16 protein-coding genes and 2 pseudogenes are annotated in these 20501 nt (G+C 72.1%); 9 read left to right on the forward strand and 9 right to left on the reverse strand.

Going from position 1 to position 20501, the window contains the following annotated elements:
* From AB8Z75_RS14895 to AB8Z75_RS14910, 4 genes and pseudogenes are all read left to right on the forward strand, one after another.
* A pseudogene (locus AB8Z75_RS14895) lies at positions 1-249 on the forward strand (hypothetical protein); the annotation flags it as partial.
* Positions 246-1388, forward strand: a complete 1143-nt coding sequence (locus tag AB8Z75_RS14900; RefSeq protein ID WP_369202057.1) for an acyl-CoA dehydrogenase family protein — start codon at positions 246-248, stop codon at positions 1386-1388. The pseudogene AB8Z75_RS14895 and the gene AB8Z75_RS14900, both read left to right, overlap by 4 nt.
* A 56-nt stretch (positions 1389-1444) precedes the next feature.
* On the forward strand, positions 1445-2659 hold the full coding sequence (locus AB8Z75_RS14905; RefSeq protein WP_369202059.1) for an acetyl-CoA C-acetyltransferase: 1215 nt from the start codon (positions 1445-1447) through the stop codon (positions 2657-2659).
* A gap of 62 nt (positions 2660-2721) precedes the next feature.
* Complete coding sequence (locus AB8Z75_RS14910; RefSeq protein WP_369202061.1) at positions 2722-4980, forward strand: 3-hydroxyacyl-CoA dehydrogenase NAD-binding domain-containing protein; 2259 nt, start codon at positions 2722-2724, stop codon at positions 4978-4980.
* Positions 4981-5064: 84 nt separating this feature from the next.
* On the opposite strand, the gene AB8Z75_RS14915 is transcribed toward AB8Z75_RS14910, so the two are convergent.
* Positions 5065-5859, reverse strand: coding sequence for a MerR family transcriptional regulator (locus AB8Z75_RS14915; RefSeq protein ID WP_369202063.1), 795 nt, complete (start codon positions 5857-5859; stop codon positions 5065-5067).
* A 123-nt stretch (positions 5860-5982) separates the two neighbouring features.
* On the opposite strand from AB8Z75_RS14915, the gene AB8Z75_RS14920 reads away from it, so the two are divergent.
* From AB8Z75_RS14920 to AB8Z75_RS14930, 3 genes are all read left to right on the forward strand, one after another.
* Positions 5983-7791, forward strand: a complete 1809-nt coding sequence (locus AB8Z75_RS14920) for a long-chain fatty acid--CoA ligase (RefSeq protein WP_369202065.1) — start codon at positions 5983-5985, stop codon at positions 7789-7791.
* A gap of 156 nt (positions 7792-7947) precedes the next feature.
* Positions 7948-9402 (forward strand): amino acid permease, encoded by a 1455-nt coding sequence (locus tag AB8Z75_RS14925; protein ID WP_369202085.1) that lies wholly within the window; start codon positions 7948-7950, stop codon positions 9400-9402.
* A 263-nt stretch (positions 9403-9665) separates the two neighbouring features.
* Entirely contained in the window at positions 9666-10061 is a 396-nt protein-coding gene (locus tag AB8Z75_RS14930) for a hypothetical protein (RefSeq protein WP_369202067.1), read from the forward strand.
* A 128-nt stretch (positions 10062-10189) separates the two neighbouring features.
* On the opposite strand, the gene AB8Z75_RS14935 is transcribed toward AB8Z75_RS14930, so the two are convergent.
* The 6 genes from AB8Z75_RS14935 to AB8Z75_RS14960 are packed head-to-tail and all read right to left on the reverse strand — an operon-like array spanning position 10190 to position 16039.
* A complete protein-coding gene (locus AB8Z75_RS14935) occupies positions 10190-11455 on the reverse strand; it encodes a cytochrome P450 (protein ID WP_369202069.1) in 1266 nt (421 codons plus the stop codon).
* Entirely contained in the window at positions 11455-12744 is a 1290-nt protein-coding gene (locus AB8Z75_RS14940; RefSeq protein WP_369202071.1) for a cytochrome P450, read from the reverse strand. The genes AB8Z75_RS14935 and AB8Z75_RS14940 overlap by 1 nt, the downstream gene beginning before the upstream one ends.
* On the reverse strand, positions 12741-13352 hold the full coding sequence (locus AB8Z75_RS14945) for an ATP/GTP-binding protein (RefSeq protein WP_369202073.1): 612 nt from the start codon (positions 13350-13352) through the stop codon (positions 12741-12743). The genes AB8Z75_RS14940 and AB8Z75_RS14945 overlap by 4 nt, the downstream gene beginning before the upstream one ends.
* A gap of 10 nt (positions 13353-13362) precedes the next feature.
* On the reverse strand, positions 13363-13725 hold the full coding sequence (locus AB8Z75_RS14950) for a DUF742 domain-containing protein (protein ID WP_114017887.1): 363 nt from the start codon (positions 13723-13725) through the stop codon (positions 13363-13365).
* Positions 13722-14150, reverse strand: coding sequence for a roadblock/LC7 domain-containing protein (locus AB8Z75_RS14955; protein WP_369202075.1), 429 nt, complete (start codon positions 14148-14150; stop codon positions 13722-13724). Before AB8Z75_RS14955 ends, AB8Z75_RS14950 begins: the two co-directional genes overlap by 4 nt.
* Positions 14147-16039, reverse strand: coding sequence for an ATP-binding protein (locus AB8Z75_RS14960; protein WP_369202077.1), 1893 nt, complete (start codon positions 16037-16039; stop codon positions 14147-14149). The genes AB8Z75_RS14955 and AB8Z75_RS14960 overlap by 4 nt, the downstream gene beginning before the upstream one ends.
* Positions 16040-16411: 372 nt before the next feature.
* Between AB8Z75_RS14960 and AB8Z75_RS14965 the strand changes: the two genes are divergently transcribed.
* Positions 16412-17287, forward strand: coding sequence for an oxygenase MpaB family protein (locus tag AB8Z75_RS14965; protein WP_369202079.1), 876 nt, complete (start codon positions 16412-16414; stop codon positions 17285-17287).
* 64 nt (positions 17288-17351) lie between these two features.
* Here AB8Z75_RS14965 and AB8Z75_RS14970 read toward each other — a convergent pair whose 3' ends face one another.
* Positions 17352-18833, reverse strand: coding sequence for a M1 family metallopeptidase (locus tag AB8Z75_RS14970; RefSeq protein ID WP_369202081.1), 1482 nt, complete (start codon positions 18831-18833; stop codon positions 17352-17354).
* A 203-nt stretch (positions 18834-19036) separates the two neighbouring features.
* Here AB8Z75_RS14970 and AB8Z75_RS14975 point away from each other — a divergent pair, with 203 nt between their 5' ends.
* Positions 19037-20371, forward strand: a complete 1335-nt coding sequence (locus tag AB8Z75_RS14975; protein ID WP_369202083.1) for a M14 family metallocarboxypeptidase — start codon at positions 19037-19039, stop codon at positions 20369-20371.
* Positions 20372-20401: 30 nt separating this feature from the next.
* Here the strand turns inward: AB8Z75_RS14975 and AB8Z75_RS14980 are convergent.
* Positions 20402-20501: pseudogene (locus AB8Z75_RS14980) on the reverse strand (amino acid oxidase); the annotation flags it as partial.

Raw genomic sequence — 20501 nt, forward strand, 5'->3', positions numbered from 1 at the left:
CCGCGGTTCTCCGCCACCCCCACCGGCGTGTACGCGGGCCCGGCCAGGCCCGGCGCCCACACCGCGCAGGTCGCCCGCGACTGGGACGTCCCGTCCCTGGCCGCCTCCACCGGGCAGGCCCGCCCGGCGCCCGGAACCTCCGAGGGCCCGCCTGGCACTCCCGAGGGCCCGCCCGGAACCTCCCAGGGCCCGGCCGGCACGTCCGAGGGCCCGGCCGACACGCGTGAAGGAGAGCACCCCACGTCATGAAGCGCCAGATCTTCACCGAGGACCACGAGGCGTTCCGGCGGACCGTCCGCACCTTCCTCGCCAAGGAGGTCGAGCCGCACTACGCCCGGTGGGAGCAGGACGGCGTCGTCTCACGCGAGGTGTGGCGGGCGGCCGGACGGCAGGGGCTGCTGGGGCCTGCCGTGCCCGAGGAGTACGGCGGCGGGGGAGAGGCCGATTTCCGCTACGCGGCGGTGCTGGCCGAGGAGTTCACCCGCGCGGGCGCGCCGGGCCTGGCCATCGGGCTGCACAACGACATCGTCGGCCCCTACCTCACCTCGCTGGCCACCGACGAGCAGAAACGGCGCTGGCTGCCGGGCTTCTGCTCGGGTGAGATCATCACCGCCCTCGCCATGACGGAGCCCGGCGCGGGCTCCGACTTGCAGGGCATACGGACCGCGGCCGAGGACAAGGGCGACCACTGGCTGCTGAACGGCTCCAAGACGTTCATCTCCAACGGCATCCTGGCCGACCTCGTGGTCGTCGCGGCGAAGACGACGCCGGAGGGCGGCGCGCACGGACTGAGCCTGCTGGTGGTCGAGCGCGGCATGGACGGTTTCGAACGGGGCCGCAACCTCGACAAGATCGGCCAGAAGGCGCAGGACACGGCCGAGCTGTTCTTCACCGACGTCCGCGTCCCCAAGGAGAACCTGCTCGGCGAGGTCAACGGCGCCTTCGTCCATCTGATGACCAACCTCGCCCAGGAGCGCATGGCGATCGCCGTCGCGGGGATCGCCGCGGCCGAACACCTGCTGGAGATCACCACCGCGTACGTCAAGGAGCGCACCGCCTTCGGCCGTCCGCTCGGCAAGCTCCAGCACGTCCGCTTCGAGATCGCCGAGCTGGCCACCGAGTGCGCCGTCACCCGCGCCTTCCTGGACCGCTGCATCGAGGACCACGCGAAGGGCGAGCTGGACGCGGTGCACGCCTCCATGGCCAAGTGGTGGGCGACCGAGTTGCAGAAGCGGGCGGCGGACCGCTGTCTGCAACTGCACGGCGGGTACGGATACATGAACGAGTACCCGGTCGCCAAGGCGTTCACGGACGGCCGCATCCAGACCATCTACGGCGGGACCACCGAGATCATGAAGGAGATCATCGGAAGGTCGCTGCTCGGCTGACGACGGCCACCGGCCCCCTGCCGCCTGACTCCGCACTCCCACGAAAGGCACCCCTCGTGAGCTCAGAAGCGTACGTGTACGAGGCCCTCCGCACCCCGCGCGGGCGTGGCAAGGCCAACGGTGCCCTGCACGGCACCAAGCCCGTCGACCTGGTCGTGGGCCTCATCGACGAGCTGCGCCGCCGCATGCCGGACCTGGACCCGCAGGCCATCGACGACATCGTGCTCGGCGTCGTCGGCCCCGTCGGCGACCAGGGCTCGGACATCGCCAAGATCGCCGCGCTGGCCGCCGGGCTGCCCGACACGGTCGCGGGCGTCCAGGAGAACCGCTTCTGCGCCTCGGGTCTGGAGGCGGTCAACATGGCCGCGGCCAAGGTCCGCTCGGGGTGGGAGGACCTGGTGCTGGCGGGCGGCGTGGAGTCCATGTCGCGGGTGCCGATGGCCAGTGACGGCGGCGCCTGGTTCAACGACCCGATGACCAACTGGGACACCGGTTTCGTCCCCCAGGGCATCGGCGCCGACCTCATCGCCACCGTCGAGGGCTTCAGCCGCCGGGACGTGGACGAGTACGCGGCCCGTTCCCAGGAGTTGGCCGCGCACGCCTGGAAGGACGGCCGCTTCGAGCGCTCCGTCGTGCCCGTACGCGACCGCAACGGGCTGACCGTCCTCGACCACGACGAGCACATCCGCCCCGGCACCACGGCCGACACGCTCGCCGGTCTGAAGCCGTCGTTCGCCGCCATCGGCGACATGGGCGGTTTCGACGCCGTCGCGCTGCAGAAGTACCACTGGGTCGAGAGGATCGACCACGTGCACCACGCGGGCAACTCCTCGGGCATCGTGGACGGTTCCGCGCTGGTCGCGATCGGCAACGAGGAGGTCGGCAAGCGGTACGGGCTGCGCCCGCGCGCCCGGATCGTCTCGGTGGCCGTCTCGGGAGCCGATCCGACGATCATGTTGACCGGTCCGGCCCCGGCCTGCCGCAAGGCCCTCGCCAAGGCCGGGCTGACGGCGGACGACATCGCCGTCGCGGAGATGAACGAGGCGTTCGCCGCCGTCGTCCTGCGGTTCCAGCGGGACATGGGGATCCCACTGGAGAAGATCAACGTCAACGGCGGGGCCATCGCGATGGGCCACCCGCTGGGCGCCACCGGGGCGATGCTGCTCGGCACGTGCGTGGACGAACTGGAGCGGACCGACCAGCGGTACGGGCTGGTCACGCTGTGCGTGGGGGGTGGCATGGGGGTCGCCACCGTGGTCGAGCGGCTGTAGTCGCCGCGTCCCGCGCCTTCCGCACGCAGCTCAGCCCTCACCCCGAAACCGGAGACCACGCCATGCCCCGATCCACGGAAACCACCGAAACCACCAAGACCACCGAAGCCACCGGAACCGCAGACTCCACCGCCTCCTCGGCCTCCTCGGCCATCCGCTGGGAACAGGACGGCGACGGCGTCGTCACGCTGACCTTCGACGACCCCGACCAGTCCGCGAACACCATGAACGCGGCCTTCCAGACGTCGTTGACCGCGACCGCCGACCGGCTGGAGGCCGAGCGCGAGAGCGTACGGGGCGTCATCATGACCTCCGCGAAGAAGACGTTCTTCGCGGGCGGCGACCTGCGGATGCTCATCCAGGCGCGGCCCGAGAACGCCCAGGAGATCTTCGAAGGCGGCATGCGCATCAAGCGCGACCTGCGCCGTATCGAGACCCTCGGCGTGCCCGTCGTGGCCGCCGTCAACGGGGCCGCGCTCGGCGGCGGCCTGGAGATCGCGCTCGCCTGCCACCACCGGGTGGCGCTCGATGCGAAAGGCTCGAAGATCGGCTGCCCCGAGGCCACACTGGGCCTGCTGCCCGCGGGCGGCGGCGTCACCCGTGCGGTGCGGCTGCTCGGCGTCACGGACGCGCTGCTGAACGTGCTGCTCCAGGGGCAGCAGTACCGTCCGGGCAAGGCCAAGGAAGTCGGGCTCGTCCACGAGGTCGTGCGGACGCGCGAGGAGATGCTGGCCGCGGCGCGTGCCTTCATCGAGGCCAACCCCCAGGCGCGGCAGCCCTGGGACGAGAAGGGCTACAAGATCCCCGGCGGGACACCCGCGCACCCGAAGTTCGCCGAGAACCTGCCCGCCTTCCCCGCCAACCTGAAGAAGCAGACCGGCGGCGCCCCCTACCCGGCGCAGCGCAACATCATGGCGGCGGCCGTCGAGGGCTCCCAGGTGGACTTCGAGACGGCGCAGGTGATCGAGGCGCGCTACTTCGTGGAGCTGGCCTGCGGGCAGATCTCCACCAACATGATCCAGGCGTTCTTCTTCGACCTCCAGGCCGTCAACGCGGGCCGCAGCAGGCCGGACGGCATCCAGGAGCGGAAGGTGGAGAAGGCCGCCGTTCTCGGCGCGGGCATGATGGGCGCCGGAATCGCCTACTCGTGCGCCAAGGCGGGCATCGAGGTGGTCCTGAAAGACGTCTCGCAGGAGGCGGCGGAGAAGGGCAAGGCGTACTCGGCGGGGCTGCTGGACAAGGCGCTCAAGCGGGGGAAGACGACCGAGGCCGAGCGGGACGCCCTGCTGGCCCGCATCACGCCCACCGCCGATCCGCAGGACGTGGCAGGCTGCGACGCGGTGATCGAGGCGGTCTTCGAGGACCCGGCCCTCAAGCACAAGGTGTTCCAGGAGATCCAGGAGATCGTCGCCCCCGACGCCCTGCTGTGCTCCAACACCTCCACGCTGCCGATCACCGGTCTCGCCGAAGGCGTCCAGCGGCGGGCGGACTTCATCGGGCTGCACTTCTTCTCACCCGTCGACAAGATGCCGCTCGTCGAGATCATCAAGGGCCGCGAGACCGGCGACGAGGCGCTGGCCCGCGCCTTCGACCTGGTACGGCAGATCCGCAAGACCCCGATCGTGGTGGGCGACTCGCGCGGCTTCTTCACCTCCCGTGTCATCGGGCACTTCATCAACGAGGGCGTCGCGCTGCTCGCCGAGGGCGTCGACCCGGCCACCGTCGAGCAGGCCGCCGCGCAGGCCGGCTACCCGGCCAAGGTGCTCTCCCTGATGGACGAGCTCACGCTGACGCTGCCGCGCAAGATCCGCGACGAGACGCGCCAGGCCCTGCGCGCCGAGGGCAAGGACCTGCCCGCGCACCCGGCGGACGCCGTGCTGGACCGCATGGTCGACGAGTTCGGCCGCACCGGACGCGGCGGCGGCGCCGGGTTCTACGACTACGACGAGGACGGCAAGCGCGTCGGACTGTGGCCGGGCCTGCGTGAGCACTTCACCGGGCAGGGCGCCCAGGAGGGCGGGGCCGCCGTCCCCTTCGCGGACATGCAGGAGCGGATGCTCTTCGCCGAGGCGCTGGACACCGTCCGGCTCTTCGAGGAGGGCGTCCTCACCACGGTCGCCGACGCCAACATCGGCTCCATCATGGGCATCGGCTTCCCGGCCTGGACGGGCGGCGTCATCCAGTACATCAACGGCTACGAGGGCGGTCCGGCCGGGTTCGTCGCCCGCGCCCGCGAGTTGGCCGAACGCTACGGGGAACGGTTCGCGGTGCCCGCGCTGCTGGAGGAGAAGGCGGCGAGGGGCGAGACCTTCACCGACTGACGGCCGACCCGGCGCCCGGCCGGTCCTTCGGGCCGCCAGGACCCCGCGCCGCGCGGCGCGGGGCGGGCCGCCACGGGCCCCGCTTCACTGCGGCGCGGGGCCCGAAGCGGCGGGCTCCGCGTCCGGCTGCGGGGCGCTCTCCTGCGGGAACGCCTCCCGCAGCTCCTCCTTCATCGAGCGCTGGAAGGTGGTCACCAGGGCCTGCACCACCATCGGCTGCATGTGCGCGGACAGCGACTTCATCCGCGCCAGCCGCTCCGGGTCCGACTCCTGCTCCCGATAGGGGTCCCACACCTCCCGTTTGAACAGGCGGCTCAGCTCACGCGCCGCCGAGCGGGTGTGCTCCAGCATCACCTGGCGGGCCGCCAGGATCGCCTCCTGCGAGATCGGCACGTCCAGCAGCCGCACCCCGAGCTGGAGCATCGCCGGATCGACCCGGAAGACATCCGGGTCGTCCGTGCCGGCGAGCACGCTCATCGCCTCCAGCCGGTCCAGATCGTCGTCCGTCAGCTCCCGTCCGACGCGCGCCTGAAGCTGGCCGCGTGTCGTCTCGTCCACCGTGTCGGGCGTCCAGGAGGCGACCACGGCCCGGTGGATGGCCAGGTCGTGCGCGCTGATGTCGTCCGGGAGCCGCTGGAGATAGCGCTCGATGGCGGCCAGCGTCATGCCCTGGTTCTGCAACTCCTCTATGAGCGCCAGCCGGGAGAGGTGTTCGGGCCCGTACCGGCCGACGCGGCGGGGGCCGATCGTGGGCGGTGGCAGCAGGCCGCGCGTGCTGTAGAAACGGATCGTGCGTACGGTCACCCCCGCGCGGGCCGCGAGCTGGTCGACGGTGAGCTGGTCGGTGAGCGCCTCCGTCGTCCCGTCGTGTCGCTCCATGTGCCGCGCCTTCCTCACCGCCGCGCCGGCGGCGTGCCGTCCGTACCGATCACGTTCAACAGTATTGCTGTCGCACCACTCGTGTGAAACCTTCGCAGGCGTCTTTCGGCTTCCGGAGGTGCCATGACCACGCTCCTGCGACTCCCCGGCGACACCCCCTCCGCACTGACCCTCTGCGACCTGCTGCTGCGCGACGTGGAGGACCACGGCGACCTCCCGGCGCTGTCCTGGTACGCCGACGACTTCACCCGCACCACCCTGACCTGGGCACAGGCCCGCCACCGGATCGCCGAGGTGGCGGCCGGGCTCACCGCGCTCGGGGTCACCTCCGGCGACCACGTACTGCTCATGATGGGCAACCGCCCCGAGCACTGGCTCACCGACCTGGCCCTCGTCCACCTCGGCGCCGTCCCCGTCTCCGTGTACCCGACGGCCGCGCCCGAGCAGATCGCCCACATCGTGCGCCACTCCAGGGCGCGTCTCGCCGTCGTCGGGGGAGCCGGCGAACGGGAGCGCTGGGAGCGGCTGCCCGCCTCCCTCGGCCCCCAGCGGCTCGTCGTGGCGGACGAGGACGCCGTGGGCCCGCACACCGCCTGGAACGCGCTGCCGCGCCCGTACGAGCCGTCCCTCTTCGAGCAGACCTGGCGCCGGGTGCGCTCCTGGGACCCGGTGACCGTCGTCTACACCTCCGGCACCACGGGCGACCCCAAGGGCGTGGTGATCAGCCACCGCAACGTCGTCCTCAACGCGCTCGCGCTCGACCAGGTCGCCGAGCTGCCCGACCACGCCGACCACCTGTGCTACCTGCCCTTCGCCCACATCGCCGAACGGATGCTGGGCATCTACCTGCCCGTCTTCCGCGCCTCCCACGTCCACCTGTGCGCGGACCCGGCGCTCCTCGCCCCGCTGGCCCGCAGGCTGCACCCCGCCGAGTTCTTCGGCGTACCCAGGATCTGGGAGAAGCTCGCCGCCTCGCTGCGCGCCGGAGTGGAGGCACTGGCGCCGGAGCGGCGCGCCGCCGTCGAGGCCGCCGGCGAGGTGGCGCGCGCCCACGTGCGCTGCCGGGAGCGCGGGCAGGCGCCCCCGCCCGCGCTGGAGGCGGCCTACGCGCAGGCCAGGGCCGAGGTGATCGGGCCGCTGCTGGAGCAGGCGGGCTTCGAGTCGCTGGTGTGGACGGCCAGCGCCTCGGCGCCCATGCCGCCTGACGTGCTCGACTTCTGGGCGGGCTTCGGCATCGCGATCATGGACGCGTGGGGGCTGACCGAGACGACCGGAGCCCTCACCCTCAACGGGCCCCGAGCCTTCAGGCTCGGCTCCGTCGGCCGCCCCCTGGAGGGCACCGAGATCCGCACGGCCGAGGACGGCGAGATCGAGGTGCGCGGAACCACCGTCTTCGAGGGCTACCTGCGCGCCGACGGCTCAGTCGAGCCCGCCACCGACGCGGACGGCTGGTTCGCCACCGGCGACATCGGCCGGGTCGACGACGACGGCTTCCTGTGGGTGACCGACCGCAAGAAGGAGATGATCGTCACCTCCACCGGCAAGAACGTCTCGCCCGCGCTGGTGGAGAACGCGCTCAAGGAGCACCCCCTCATCGGGCAGGCCCTGGTGCACGGGGACGGCCGCTCCTACCTGGTGGCGCTGCTGGTACTGGACGGTGAGGCGGCCGGCGCCTGGGCGGCCCGCCACGGCATCGACGCCACCGGCGGCGCACTGAGCCGGCACCCGGCCGTGAGGGCCGAGGCCGAGCGGGCCGTCGCCGCCGCCAACGCGCGGCTCAACCGCACGGAACAGGTCAAGCGCTTCCGCCTCCTGGAGCGCGAGTGGGGCCCCGCGACGGGCGAGCTGACGCCCTCACTCAAACTCCGCCGCCGCGTGATCACGGACGCCTACCAGCAGGAGATCGACGCGCTCTACGAAGATCACGTGTGAGATGTTTCCCGGTGTGACCTGCATCACCGCATAGTTGCCCCCTGCAGGGAAAGGTGACGCCTTGGTCCGCAGCCGTGATCGCGGCGGCCGGCCCGGCAACGCCCGAACCTCGAGTGAGTTGGAACGATCGTGAGCAACGACGTCGTCCAGGACGCCATCCCGCCGCAACCCGGCGGGGGTGACCGGGCCGGAGCGCAGACCCCCCACGGGCCGGCACAGGACGCCGGTGACACCGGCTACAGCAAAGACCTCAAGGCACGCCACATCAACATGATCGCCATCGGCGGGGCGATCGGCACCGGTCTGTTCCTGGGCGCGGGAGGTCGCCTCGCCTCCGCCGGACCCGCCCTGGCGATCGCCTACGCCGTCTGCGGCCTCTTCGCCTTCTTCGTCGTCAAGGCGCTCGGCGAGATGGTGCTGCACCGCCCCTCCTCGGGCTCCTTCGTCTCCTACTCGCGCGAGTTCCTGGGCGAGAAGGGCGCCTACGTCGCCGGCTGGATGTACTTCCTCAACTGGTCGACCACCGGCATCGCGGACATCACCGCCATCGCCCTCTACACGCACTACTGGAGCTTCTTCACCGACATCCCGCAGTGGGTGCTCGCGCTGATCGCGCTCGCCGTGGTGCTGGCCATCAACATGATCTCCGTGAAGATCTTCGGCGAGCTGGAGTTCTGGTTCGCGGTGATCAAGGTGGCGGCGCTGGTGGTCTTCATGGGCATCGGCATCGTCCTGCTCGCCACCCAGCACGAGGTCGGCGGCAGCACCCCGGGGCTCAGCCAGATCACCGACCACGGCGGCATCTTCCCCAGCGGCCTGATGCCCGTCGTCATCGTCATGCAGGGCGTCGTCTTCGCCTACTCCTGCGTCGAACTGGTCGGCGTGACCGCGGGCGAGACCGCCGAGCCGCACAAGGTCGTCCCCAAGGCCGTGAACGCCATCATGTGGCGCGTCGGCTTCTTCTACGTCGGCTCCGTGCTGCTGCTCGCGCTGCTGCTGCCCTGGGACCAGTTCACCGACGGCGAGAGCCCGTTCGTGACCGTGCTGTCCAAGCTCGGGGTGCCCGGCGCAGGCGACGTGATGAACCTCGTCGTCCTCACCGCCGCCATGTCCAGCCTCAACTCCGGGCTCTACTCGACCGGGCGCATCCTGCGCTCCATGGCCATGTCGGGGTCCGCGCCCAAGTTCACCGCCCGGATGAACCGCAGCCAGGTGCCCTACGGCGGCATCCTGCTGACCTCGGCCGTGTGCGTCGTCGGCGTCGGGCTCAACTACGTCGTGCCCGGCAAGGCGTTCGAGATCGTGCTGAACATCGCCGCGCTCGGCATCATCAGCACCTGGTGCACGATCATGCTGTGCCACTGGGTCTTCGTACGGCGGGCCAAGGCAGGGCTGATCGAGCGCCCGTCCTTCCGCCTTCCCTTCTCACCCGTCACCGAGTGGGTGACCATCGCCTTCCTGGTCGGCGTCGTCGTACTGATGTGGAAGGACCCCGACGTGGGGCGGCGCACCGTGATGCTGGTGCCCGTGATCGCCGCCGCGCTGGTCGCGGGCTGGTTCGGGGTACGCGGACGGGTGCGGGCCGCCGCGGCGGAACGCGACACGAACTGACCCCGCGCCTTCCGAGTTTCCGGTTCCGCTTCGTCCGGAAGAGGCGGAAGGCCCCGGCCGGGCCGCCCGTACGCGGACGCGCCCGGCCGTTCGCGTGTGTGCGTCTGCGAACTTAGCTCGTCGAACGCAGCGCGCACAGCGCGGCGGCAAAGAAGTACCCGTGCAACGCTGGCACATCGCGCTTGTCCGGGGCATGATCCTCTCCTGACACCCCGACGGGCCCGCCGTTCGGGGAGCTTGTGAGTGAAGAGAGTGGGGGGCGTATGTCCCGTATCAAGCGTGTTCTGGCCGTGACGGTCGGCGCTGCCGCCTGTGTCGCGCTGGCGCAGGCCCCGGCGAACGCCGTCGGGTCCTGGCACATCGCGGACGCGGCGAACGGTCGTGGAACCGGGGCGTTCAACAGCGGTGACAACAACAAGTTCCGGATCGCGGACACCAAGAAGGACGGCTACGGCATGGTGCTCCGCATCAAGCTCCCCGGCCGCTCCGAGATCACGTGCGTCGACCGGGACGGTTCGAACAACGGGTTCAAGTACTGCACGATCAGCAACCTCCCGCGCAACACCGAGGTCCAGTTCAAGGCCTGTGCGAAGGACTTCAGCGGCGGGCTTCCGGGGTGGATCGACTGCTCTTACTGGATCAAGGACTACGCCAGCTGAGAGGCGGGCGGGTGGCGGAACCCAACGCGAGGGTCCCGCCGCCCGCCCGCGGTATGCGGACGGCCACTCGGCTTCGCTGACCGGCGCCGCCGGGCCGGCCGCAGGTCCCGTTCGTCCGAGCGCGCCGTTCAGCGCAGCCGTACCGGCAGCTCGTACAGCTCGTTCTGGGTGACCGCGGGCTTGTTGCGCAGCCGCGAGGGGTCGACCGCGAGGGAGAGGCCGGGGAAGCGCTCGAAGAGGGCGGGGAGGGCGACCAGGGCCTCCAGGCGCGAGAGCGGCGCCCCGGGGCACACGTGGGGCCCGTGCCCGAAGGAGAGGTGCCGCGTCGGTGTCCGGGTGACGTCGAAGCGCTCCGCGTCGGGTCCGTGCTGCCGCTCGTCCCTCCCGATGGCGCCGTAGGCGATGATCACCGCGTCGCCCTGTGCGAGCACGGTGCCGCCCACCTCCATGTCCTCGGTGGCGAACCGGATCAGCACGTGCGTGGTGGGCGCGTCCCACCGCAGCGTCTCCTCGATGGCCGCCTCCCAGCTCACCTCGCCAGACAGGACGAGAGCGAGCTGGTCAGGGTGGGTCAGCAGGGCGCGTACAGCGCTCACGATCAGGCTGATGGTGGTCTCGTGCCCCGCGGTGATCAGCACCTGGACGGTGGCGATGATCTCCTCGTCGCTGAGCGAGTCGCCCCCCTCGGCGGCGGCCAGCAGCGCGCTGGTCAGATCGTCGCCCGGGGACCGGCGCTTCTCGGCCACGATCGCGCCGAAGAGCGCGCCGAGTTCGGCGATGATGGCCTGGACGTCCTCGCCCGGCGTGACGCTGCTGAAGAAGCCGTCGAAGAGGGTCCGCAGCCGGGGAATCCGGCCGGTGTCGACACCCACCAGATCCCCGATGACCGCCATCGGCAGGGGATAGGCGAACGCGGACTTCAGGTCGACGCGGCCCTCGGCGTCGGCCGAGGCCTGGAGGTCGTCCAGCAGTCCGCGGGTGATCTCCTCGATGCGGGGCCGCATCGCGGCCACCCGGCGGGGGGTGAGGGCCTGCGCGGTCAGCGTGCGCAGCCTGCGGTGCTCGGGGCCGTCGAAGGTGAGCATGCTGGGGCCCGGGTCGGCCAGGCCGATCAGCGGCCAGGTCTCGGGGATCTCCCCGCGTCTCCAGGCGGCCCAGTGGCCGATGTCCTTCACCAGCCTGCTGTCGGTCAGCAGCCGCCGCGCCTCGGCGTGGTGGGTGACCGCCCACACTCGCACCCCGCCTGGCAGTTCGACGGGGGCCAGCGGCCCTGCCGCGCGGAGCGCCGCGCCCTCGCCCGCCAGGTCGCCGACGAGCGGATCGAGCGCGATCACGCCGCCCCGGGCGTCCGGTGATCCCGTCCCGGTGAAGGGACACGAGGCGGGCTCGGGCATCACAGGCCTCCCTGGGCGCTCGTCGGAGTCGGGGTGAAGCGGACGGGCAGCGACGCCAGGCCCCGCAGGAAGGGCGAGGGCCGCCACACCAGGGCCTGCCGGCTGACGGCCAGGTCGACGTCCGGCAGCCGGTCGAGCAGGACCTCGATGCCGGTACGGGCGATGCCCTCGGCGATGTCCTGCGCGGGGTAGGGGCAGCGGTGGTCCCCGTGCCCGAAGGAGAGGAAGGCGTTGTTGCCGCCGGTCAGCACCGTGCGGTCGGGCCGCACCTGGGGGTCGCCGTTGGCGGCGGCGAAGCTGAGCATCAGCAGGTCGCCCGCCGCCACGTGCCGCCCGGCGAGCTGGGTGTCCCGGGTGGCCCAGCGGCCCGCGATGTTCTGGGTGGGGGTGTCCTCCCACAGCACCTCGTTCATCGCCTCGGCGACGCTGTGCCGGCCGCCGGTCAGCGAGGCGGCGAACCGGTCGTCGGTGAGCATCAGCCGCAGCGAGTTGCCGATCCAGTCGGCGGTCGGCTGGTGGCCCGCGATGATGTTGACCATCATGTCCTCGACGATCTCCTCGAAGGAGAACCCCTCGGCGAAGTCGTGGTGCAGCATCCGCGAGGCGACTCCGGCGGCGGGGGCGCTGCGCCGGGAGGCCAGCAGCCTCTCCATCGCCCCCTTCACCCGGTCGCGTCCGGCCAGTGCGCCCTCGCCGCCGTCCACGAGGTCGTTGATGCTGGGCACCAGCGCGGCGCCCTCCTCGTCGGTGAAGCCGTAGAGCCGGGCGAGCACCAGCGCGGGCAGCACCTTGGCGTACTCGGCGATCAGGTCACCCGAGCCGCGCCCGCACAGCTCGTCGATCAGCCGGTCGGCGAACCGCTCGGAGTGATCGCGCAACTCGAACGGGTCCACGGCGGCGAGCGCGTCGCTGACCAGGGCGGAGCGGCGCTGGTGCCGCTCTCCCACGGTGTAGAGGATCGACGGCTGCTTGCCGACCATCGGCAGCAGCGGCCAGTCCGCCGGAATGTTCGGCCACTGGTTCCACAGGCCCGAGTCGCGGCTGAACAGCGCCGGGTCGGAGGTGATCTGGTGCAGTTCCCGGTAGCCGAGCACCAGCCAGCAGGGGACGTCGCCCGGCAGCGTCACCGGGGCGAGCGGGCCGTGCTGCTCGTACATGTCGCGGTAGAGCCGGGCGCGGTCGTCGTTCTGGAAGCGCGGCCCCAGCAGGGGGACGGCCTCCGAGCTGGGGTGCGCGGGGCAGCCGGGGGGCGGCGCGGAGACGGAGCTGTGGTGCTGAGCGGGTGTCACGGGGTGTTCTCCCGACGCGCGGTGGAGAGGGCGTACAGGTGGTGGACGAGGGCGAGCAGCACGTCCTTGCTGGAGGCGCGGGAACGCGCGTCGCACTCGACCAGCGGGACGTCGTCGGGCAGATCGAGCGCCTCACGCACCTGTTCGGGCGCGTGCCGGGGGCCGCCGAAGTCGTTGCTCGCGACGATGAACGGAGTGCCGTGCGCCTCGAGGCGGTCGATGGCGTACCACGACTCCTCCAGCCTGCGGGTGTCCACCAGCACGACGGCGCCCAGCGTGCCGGAGAAGAGCCGGTCCCACAGGAACCAGAACCGCTCCTGGCCCGGCGCGCCGAACAGGTAGAGCACCGTCTCGTCGTCCAGGCTGATGCGCCCGAAGTCGAAGGCGATGGTGGTGGTCGTCTTGTCCTGGATGCCGGAGAGGTCGTCGACCCCCTCGCCGGCCCGGGTCATCGTCTCCTCGGTGTTCAGCGGGCGGATGTCGCTGACCGCCCTGACCATGGTCGTCTTGCCGACCCCGAAACCGCCGACGATGACGATCTTCAGCCCCTGCGCCGCCGTGCTCAGCAGCGGGGGGCGGTCCTGCGCGTCAGCGGTCGCGGTCGCCACCGGGTTCGCTTCAGATGTTGCGGAGTCCAACGAGCACCTGCTTCAGGATGTCGGGGTCGGGCAGTGCGTCAGCGGTCTGAGCACGCCGCGGATGGCGGGCGGTGATCTTCCCCTGGGCGAGCAGGTCGCCCAGCAGGATGCGGACGACGCTCACCGGCAGTCCCAGATCGGAGGCCAGCTCCACGACCGCGGTGGGGAAGCGGCAGATGCGCAGGATCGCGGCGTGCTCCGACTGCATGCCGCGCACGGGGGCGCTCTCGCTGACCACGAGCGTCACCAGATCGAAGGTGTCGGCTCCGGCCACCGAACGGCTGCGCCCGCCGGTCACGGTGTACAGCCGGTCCGGGTCCTCGTCCCGGCCCGGCCGCGTCATTCCTGCCCGCCCCCGCGCCCGTCACTCGCCGCCTGCTGGCGCGGCGGGGCGCTGAGGTATTCGCTGAGCTGCTCGATCAGCTCGTTCATGTTGTGGCCGATGAGACCCACATCCGACTCCTCGTCGGCGATGACGGCCAGGTGGGCGCCGTCCCCCGCCTCCACGACGAACAGGATGCCGCCGTAGAACTCCGCCATGGCCTGCCGCACGCCGCCGTCACCGTCGCCGAACTCCACGGAAGCGCCGTGCGACAGGCTCTGGATACCGGCCGAGATGGCCGCGAGCTGGTCGGCCTGGTCCACGGAGAGCTCCGGGGTGCGGCACAGCTTGAGGCCGTCCCGGGACAGCACGAGGGCGTGCCGGGCGCCGGGGGTGCGCTCCAGCAGACTCTCCAGCAGCCAGTCGAGCTTGCTGTCAGTGATCATTCGGTGTCGTCCTCCGAGAGGGGAGAGGAGCGGGCGGGGGAGGGGGCGCCGTCAGCCGTGGGGTGTCGGCCCGTCGCGCCGGATGCGGGGGTCTCTTCGCTGGACGAAGGGGTGTCCTCGTCCGACGGGGCGGCGCCCTGCACGGCACGGCGGAAGTCGCCGAAGCGCGCGCCCGAGGGCCGCTTGGTCCTGGCGGCGGCCGGGTCGCGGTCGCGCTCGTGCGCGGCGGACTCCTCGGCGGTGCCGGGGGAGGAGGAACGGGAGGCGGTCGCCCGGGCGACCGCCGCCAGGGTCTGGCCCCGGCGCCGCTTGGGCAGCCCGCTGGCTCCGAACTCCTGGGGCGGAGGCGCCGCGGTCGCGTACGCGCCGGGGTGCGCGCTCTCGTGCTCGCCGGTCCGGGAGCTCTCGTGCTCGCCGGTCCGGGAGCTCTCGTGCTCGCCGGTGTGCGCGCTCCCGTACTCGCCGGTCCGGGAATTGTCGTGTGCGCCGGTGTGCGCGCTCCCGTGTCCGCCGGTCCGGGAGCTCTCGTTCCCCTCGTGGCCCCGGGCGGGTCCCCGGGACGCGGAGGCGGGCTCGGGCTGCCGGGAGTGGGCGCCCGCCGCTGGAGCGCTGGGTGCGGCGCTCAGAAGCCCACGGCTCCTGGCGGGGCCGGCGGCGGCCTGGACGGGCTCGGGTGCGGGGCTGTCCGCACGGCGCGGTTCGGTCACCAACTCGCGCGGGATACGGACGAGGACGCCCGTACCGCCGTGCGCGGAGGGCCGGAAGGAGACGGACAGGCCGTGCTTGCGGGCCAGGCGCCCGACGACGGCCAGTCCGAGCCGGGTGCCCGACAGCGTGGACAGGTCGTTGTGCTCGGCGGAGACGGCCTGCTGGGCGCGGCGGAGCGCCACCTCGCCCATCACCAGGCCGCCGTCCTCGATGGTGATGACCACCCCTGCGGCCACCTCCTCGACGTACACGTGCACTTCGGAGGTGGGCGGGGAGAAGTTCGCCGCGTTGTCCATCAGCTCGGCCAGCGCGTGCATGACGCCCTCGGCGGCGTGGCCCGCGATGGCCACCTCGCTCGCCGAGTGCAGCCGTACCCGCTGATAGCCGCTGATCCGGCCCATCGCGCCACGCAGGATCGACTCCATGACGATGGGCTTGGCCCACCGGCGTCCCGAACGGGCGCCCGTCAGTACGGCGATGGAGTCGGCGATCCGGCCGGTCTGGGCCGTGCGGTGGTCCAGGTGCAACAGGTCGGCCAGCACGTCCTCGTCGGCGTGCCGGTGCTCCATCTCCCGCAGGTCGGCGGCCATGCCCGTGGCCAGCGCCTGCACACGTCCGGCCGCGTTGGCGCACGCCGACATCGCGGCGGCCCGCATGTTCTCGCCCTTGTGCACCTCGCGCGCCAGGGTGACCAGCACCCGGCGCTGCGTCTCGTCGGCCGCCGGGGGCGCCTCGGCCAGTGCGGTCTCGGCGGAGCCGCCGCGGCGCAGCCGGTCGACGACGGCGGGCACCACCGCGTCGGCGAAGTAGGCGTCGGCCCGCTCCCGTTCGGCCGCCCGTGCGTTGCCCGCCGCCAGGGCGGCGCGCAGCCGGCGCCCGGTCAGCACGGCGCGCGCGGCGACGGTGACGGCCACGCACAGCACGACTCCGGCCGCGCCGCCGCCCCAGGCGACGGCGGTACGTGCGGACTCGTCCGCCGCGTAGACGGCCGTCAGGCAGGCGGCTGCGGCGAGCGCGGCGGAGACCAGCAGCGCCAGCGCCGTTCCCGTGGCGGTGCCGGGTTCTGCCCCGGCCGTGGGGGCTGCGGTCGCGGTCCCGGGCCCCGCGGCCGTCCTGCCGGTGCCTGCGGCCGGTCGGCCCGCACCTGCGGCCGGTGGCGGTGATATCTCGGGGGAGGTCATCAATCAGGTCCTAGGGGACGGAACCGGGCAGAGGCGAGAGCTGATGCCGCAGCCCTCCGAGCAACGTCGCACCAATATAAGTCAGTTAGTGATCACGAAATGACGGAGGGGTGTTCCGGTTCGGAAGATGGCGGAATGCCGCCCCTCCGGGCTCCCGGTCGGTGACACCGCCCCCTACCGCGGACGAACCCGGCACACCGCGGACGAACCCGCCGCACCGCGCGGGCCCCGCCGGGCCGCGCGCCGCGGACGCCCCGGGCCGCATGGCGCGGACACCCCGGGCCGCACCTGCCGCGGACGCCCCGGGCCGCACCGGGCGCCGCAGCGGGCCGCACCGCGCGTCACCGCGCTGGGCGAGGCATCATGAGGAGCGTGAAGGCACGCGAGAGGCATCCCGAGCGCACCGACCCGGCGCCGCCGCCGGCCGACGGCATCCTGTGGGACGTGGCCGGAGACCTCCGCATCCTGTTCACGCTGCCCGGCGCGCTGACCATGCAGGTCGCCCACCCCGCCGTCGGCGCCGGGGTGGACCAGCACTCGGTCTTCCGCACCGACCCGTGGGGCCGAGGTGAGCGCTCGGTACGCAGCGTGCTGCTGTGGGTGTACGGAGGCGAGGAAGCCGCCGCCGAGGGGCGCAGACTGCGGGACCTGCACAAGACGATCCAGGGCGTCGACGCACATGGCCACCGCTACCGCGCGCTGATGCCCGCCTACTACGCGTGGGTGCACGCCACCGGCTTCCCCTCCTTCCAGCACGGGCAGCGCTACCTCGCCCGGCGCCCCTTCACCGAGGCGGAGGAGCGGCAGTTGTACGCCGAGTGGCTGCAGGTCGGCCGCGTGCTGGGTCTCCACGAGCGGGACATGCCGCAGACGCTGGAGGAGTTCTGGCCCTACTGGCGGCGCATGTTGGCCGAGGAGGTCGAGCCCACGGGCGTCGTGCGCGAACTCGTGGACCTCGACATGCAGATCCCGCCACCTCCGTACGGCCCACGCCCGGTGCGGGGCGCGCTGCGCGCGGTCTGGCCGCTGCTGGCGCCCGGACTCGCCCGGCTGCGGCGGTTCCTGATCATCGGTCTGATGCCTCCGGACGCGCGGCGCGCACTCCGGCTGCCCTGGACGCCCGGCCAGGAGCGGCGGCTGCGACGGCTGGGGCGTGTCGTCGCCTGTGTCGTTCCCCGGCTGCCGGAACGTCTGCGCTACCTGCCGTACGCGCGCAGGGCCCGAGCCGCCCGCCGACCGGCCGGCTGAGCACACGAGCCACCGCGAACCACAGCGCGGAGGCCGGCCCCCGCCGGGACCGGCCCCTGCGGTGTCAGTGGCGGTGCGGGTGGTCGGCCGTGTGGATCTTCTTCCACGACTCGGGCCGCTCAGGGGCGGCCTTCGCCTTGAGGCCCGCCTCGGAGGCGGGCGGCTTGGCGGGCTGGAACAGCCAGGTGTCGAACAGCTCGGCCAGCGGCTCGCCCGACACCTTCTCCGCGTAGGCGACGAAGTCGCCCACGTCCGCGTTGCCGCCCTCGTGCTGCTGGGGCCAGCCCTTCAGGACGGCGAAGAAGTCCTTGTCCCCGATCTTCTCGCGCAGCGCCTGGAGGGCCATCGCCCCACGGTCGTAGACCGCCGAGTGGAACTGGTTGTCCGGGCCCGGGTCGCCCGGCTTCACCTTCCAGAAGTCGTCGTCGGCCGGGCGGGAGGCGTACGCGTAGTCGGCCAGTTCGCGCGCCGTGCCCTCGCCCTGGTCCTCGGACCACAGCCACTGCGCGTAGGCCGCGAAGCCCTCGTTGATCCAGATGTCCTTCCAGCCCTTGAGCGAGACGCTGTCCCCGTACCACTGGTGGGCCATCTCGTGGACGACAACGGAGGTGTTGGAGCCGTCGGCGAAGTCGTCGGGGCTGTAGAACGGGCGGGTCTGGGTCTCCAGCGCGTAGGTGGTGTCCGTGTTGGGGACGTAGCCGCCCATCGCGTCGAAGGGGTAGGTGCCGAAGTAGCCCTGGAGCCACTCGGTGATCTCGGCGGTCCGCTCGACGCTCGCCCGCGCCGCGCCCTCGTGCTCGCCCAGATCCTTGCTGTAGGCGTTGATGACGGGCAGTCCGGAGTCCGTCTTGGAGGTGGTGATGTCGAACCTGCCGACGGCCAGCGTGGCCAGGTAGGTGGCCTGCGGGGCGCGGGAGCGCCAGTTCCAGCGGGTCCAGCCGGCCTCGGAGCGCTTCGACTGGAGGGTGCCGTTGCTGATCGCCTGGGTGCCGTCGGGAACGGCGACGCTCACGTCGTAGCTCGCCTTGTCCGAGGGGTGGTCGTTGCTGGGGAACCACCACCAGGCGGCTTCCGGCTCGTTGGCGGCCACGCCGCCGTCCTCGGTGCGCAGCCACGAGGTGAAGCCGTTCACCTCGACCTTCGAAGGGGTGCCGGAGTAGCGGACCACGACGGTGGCCTTCTCGCCCTTGGCCAGCGGTTCGGCCGGGGTGATCCGCAACTCGTGTGCGCCCGAGGCGGCGAAGCGCGCCTTCTTGCCGTTCACCCGCACCTCGCTGACGTCCAGCGCGAAGTCCAGGTTGAAGCGCGACAGGTCCTGCTCGGCGGTGGCCAGCAGGGTCGCCGTGCCGTTCAGCTTGTCCGTCTTCGGCTGGTACCTGAGCCGAAGGTCGTAGTGGGAGACGTCGTAGCCGCCGTTCCCGTAGTCCGGGTAGTAGGGGTCGCCCACGCCCGGGGCTCCCGGGGACGGTTCGGCCGCCGAGGCCGGGACCGCGAGCAGCAGCGAGGCCGCCACCATGGCACCCGGGACGATCAGTCTGTGACGCACGAGTCCTCCAGATCTTCCGTCAACCTTGCGGCGCCACCATCGGGTTCACATCCCGCCCCTGTGGCGCGTGGGGTCTCACTTCGTCCGAAGGGTATGTACTCACGTGGCACACCGCATGTCCACAGCAACTACCGTCGTGTGAGCGTCATCCGGCCGACACCCGCCCCCTTCTGCACACGCGTGCGCCCGGCTAACGTCCCGGCATGGTGATTCGCGCGCGGCTCGGCCGCTCCCGGTGGAAGACCGCCGCCCTGACCTCGGCGGCGCTCCTCGCCCCCCTCCTCGCCACCACCGCACAGGCCGCCGACCGGGAAGGCCCAGCCGCACCCCGTACCGGCTTCGAACGCACCCACGGCCAGCGCTGGACGACGCAGCCAGAGGAAGAGACGTTCCTGCGCACCGTCGACGCGGCAACCCGCCGCGTCACCCTCGACACCCTCGGCCGCACCGAGCAGGGACGGCCGCTCCGGCTGGCCCGCATCGGTGCCCCGTCGCCCGCAGGCCCCGCGAAGGTCAGGCGCGGCAACTCCCTGCTGCTGATCTGCTCCCAGCACGGGAACGAGCCCGCGGGCCGCGAGGCGTGCCTGAGCACCATCCGCGACCTCGCCTTCGCCAAGGACCGCGCCACCAAGCGCTTTCTGTCCCGTACGACGGTGCTGGTCGTGCCCACCGCCAACCCGGACGGCCGCGCCGCCGACACCCGCGGCGACGCCGACGGCGTCGACATCAACCGCGACCACCTCGCGCTGGAGACCGCCGAGGCCCGCGCGATGGCCGCCGTCATGCGCGACTACCGGCCCGACACCGTCTACGACCTGCACGAGTACGGCGCCCACGAGCCGTACTACGTCAAGGACCTGCTCTCTCTTTGGCCCCGCAACCTGAACACCGCGAAGGCCGTGCACAAGGAGTCCGTGACGCTGTCGGAGAAGTACGCGCGCCCGTCCGCCGAGGACAGCGGCCACAGCACCGGTATCTACGGCATCTGGACGGACCCGGAGACGGGCGAGCCCGTCAAGCAGGTCGCGGGCGACGGGCAGGAACGCATCCTGCGCAACACCGTCGGCGTCAAGGGCGCGGTCGGGCTGCTCGCCGAGACCCGCATCGAGCCTCTCACCGACGCCGGCAAGGGCGATCAGGCGCGCAACAACCGCCGCCGTGTCGGCTCGCACCGTGCCGCGCTGGAGGGCGCGTTCGACTTCGCCGGCGAGCGCCGCGCTCCCATCGAGAAGGCCACCAGAGCCGCCCGCATGACAGGCTGGACCGACCGCGGCCCCGTGTACCTCGGCGGCGCGGACAACGAGCAGCCCACCGACGAGCAGGTGCTGACCGATCCGCCCTGCGGCTACCGGCTGACCGGCGCCCAGTTCGAGGACGTCGCAAGGGTGCTCGACCTGCACGGGGTGCGCGCCGAGCCCCGCCAGGACGGCGCCTTCGTGCCGCTGCGCCAGTCGCAGCGCGCCCTGGTACCGCTGCTGTTGGACGAGCGCGCCGAGTTCGCCCTGACGGCGGGAGCTCCCGTGCGCACGTGCCGCTGAGCTCCCCCGGGCGGTCGGTGCGGGCCCGGCTCACTCACCGGTGGCCGGGCCCACCAACCGTGCCGCGTCCACGGCGCAGCCCCAGGAGACGGTGACGCCCGCCCCGCCGTGCCCGTAGTTGTGCACACAC

The organism is Streptomyces sp. PU-14G (assembly GCF_041028275.1).
Classification (GTDB): Bacteria; Actinomycetota; Actinomycetes; order Streptomycetales; family Streptomycetaceae; genus Streptomyces.

Excerpts from the sequence above, each read along its gene's own strand:
- AB8Z75_RS14935 (WP_369202069.1), bottom strand. The coding sequence starts at position 11,455 with ATGCCCGAGCCCGCCTCGTGTCCCTTCACCGGGACGGGATCACCGGAC.
- AB8Z75_RS14930 (WP_369202067.1), top strand. The coding sequence starts at position 9,666 with ATGTCCCGTATCAAGCGTGTTCTGGCCGTGACGGTCGGCGCTGCCGCC.
- AB8Z75_RS14920 (WP_369202065.1), top strand. The coding sequence starts at position 5,983 with ATGACCACGCTCCTGCGACTCCCCGGCGACACCCCCTCCGCACTGACC.
- AB8Z75_RS14910 (WP_369202061.1), top strand. The coding sequence starts at position 2,722 with ATGCCCCGATCCACGGAAACCACCGAAACCACCAAGACCACCGAAGCC.
- AB8Z75_RS14900 (WP_369202057.1), top strand. The coding sequence starts at position 246 with ATGAAGCGCCAGATCTTCACCGAGGACCACGAGGCGTTCCGGCGGACC.
- AB8Z75_RS14915 (WP_369202063.1), bottom strand. The coding sequence starts at position 5,859 with ATGGAGCGACACGACGGGACGACGGAGGCGCTCACCGACCAGCTCACC.
- AB8Z75_RS14960 (WP_369202077.1), bottom strand. The coding sequence starts at position 16,039 with ATGACCTCCCCCGAGATATCACCGCCACCGGCCGCAGGTGCGGGCCGA.
- AB8Z75_RS14975 (WP_369202083.1), top strand. The coding sequence starts at position 19,037 with ATGGTGATTCGCGCGCGGCTCGGCCGCTCCCGGTGGAAGACCGCCGCC.
- AB8Z75_RS14950 (WP_114017887.1), bottom strand. The coding sequence starts at position 13,725 with ATGACGCGGCCGGGCCGGGACGAGGACCCGGACCGGCTGTACACCGTG.
- AB8Z75_RS14955 (WP_369202075.1), bottom strand. The coding sequence starts at position 14,150 with ATGATCACTGACAGCAAGCTCGACTGGCTGCTGGAGAGTCTGCTGGAG.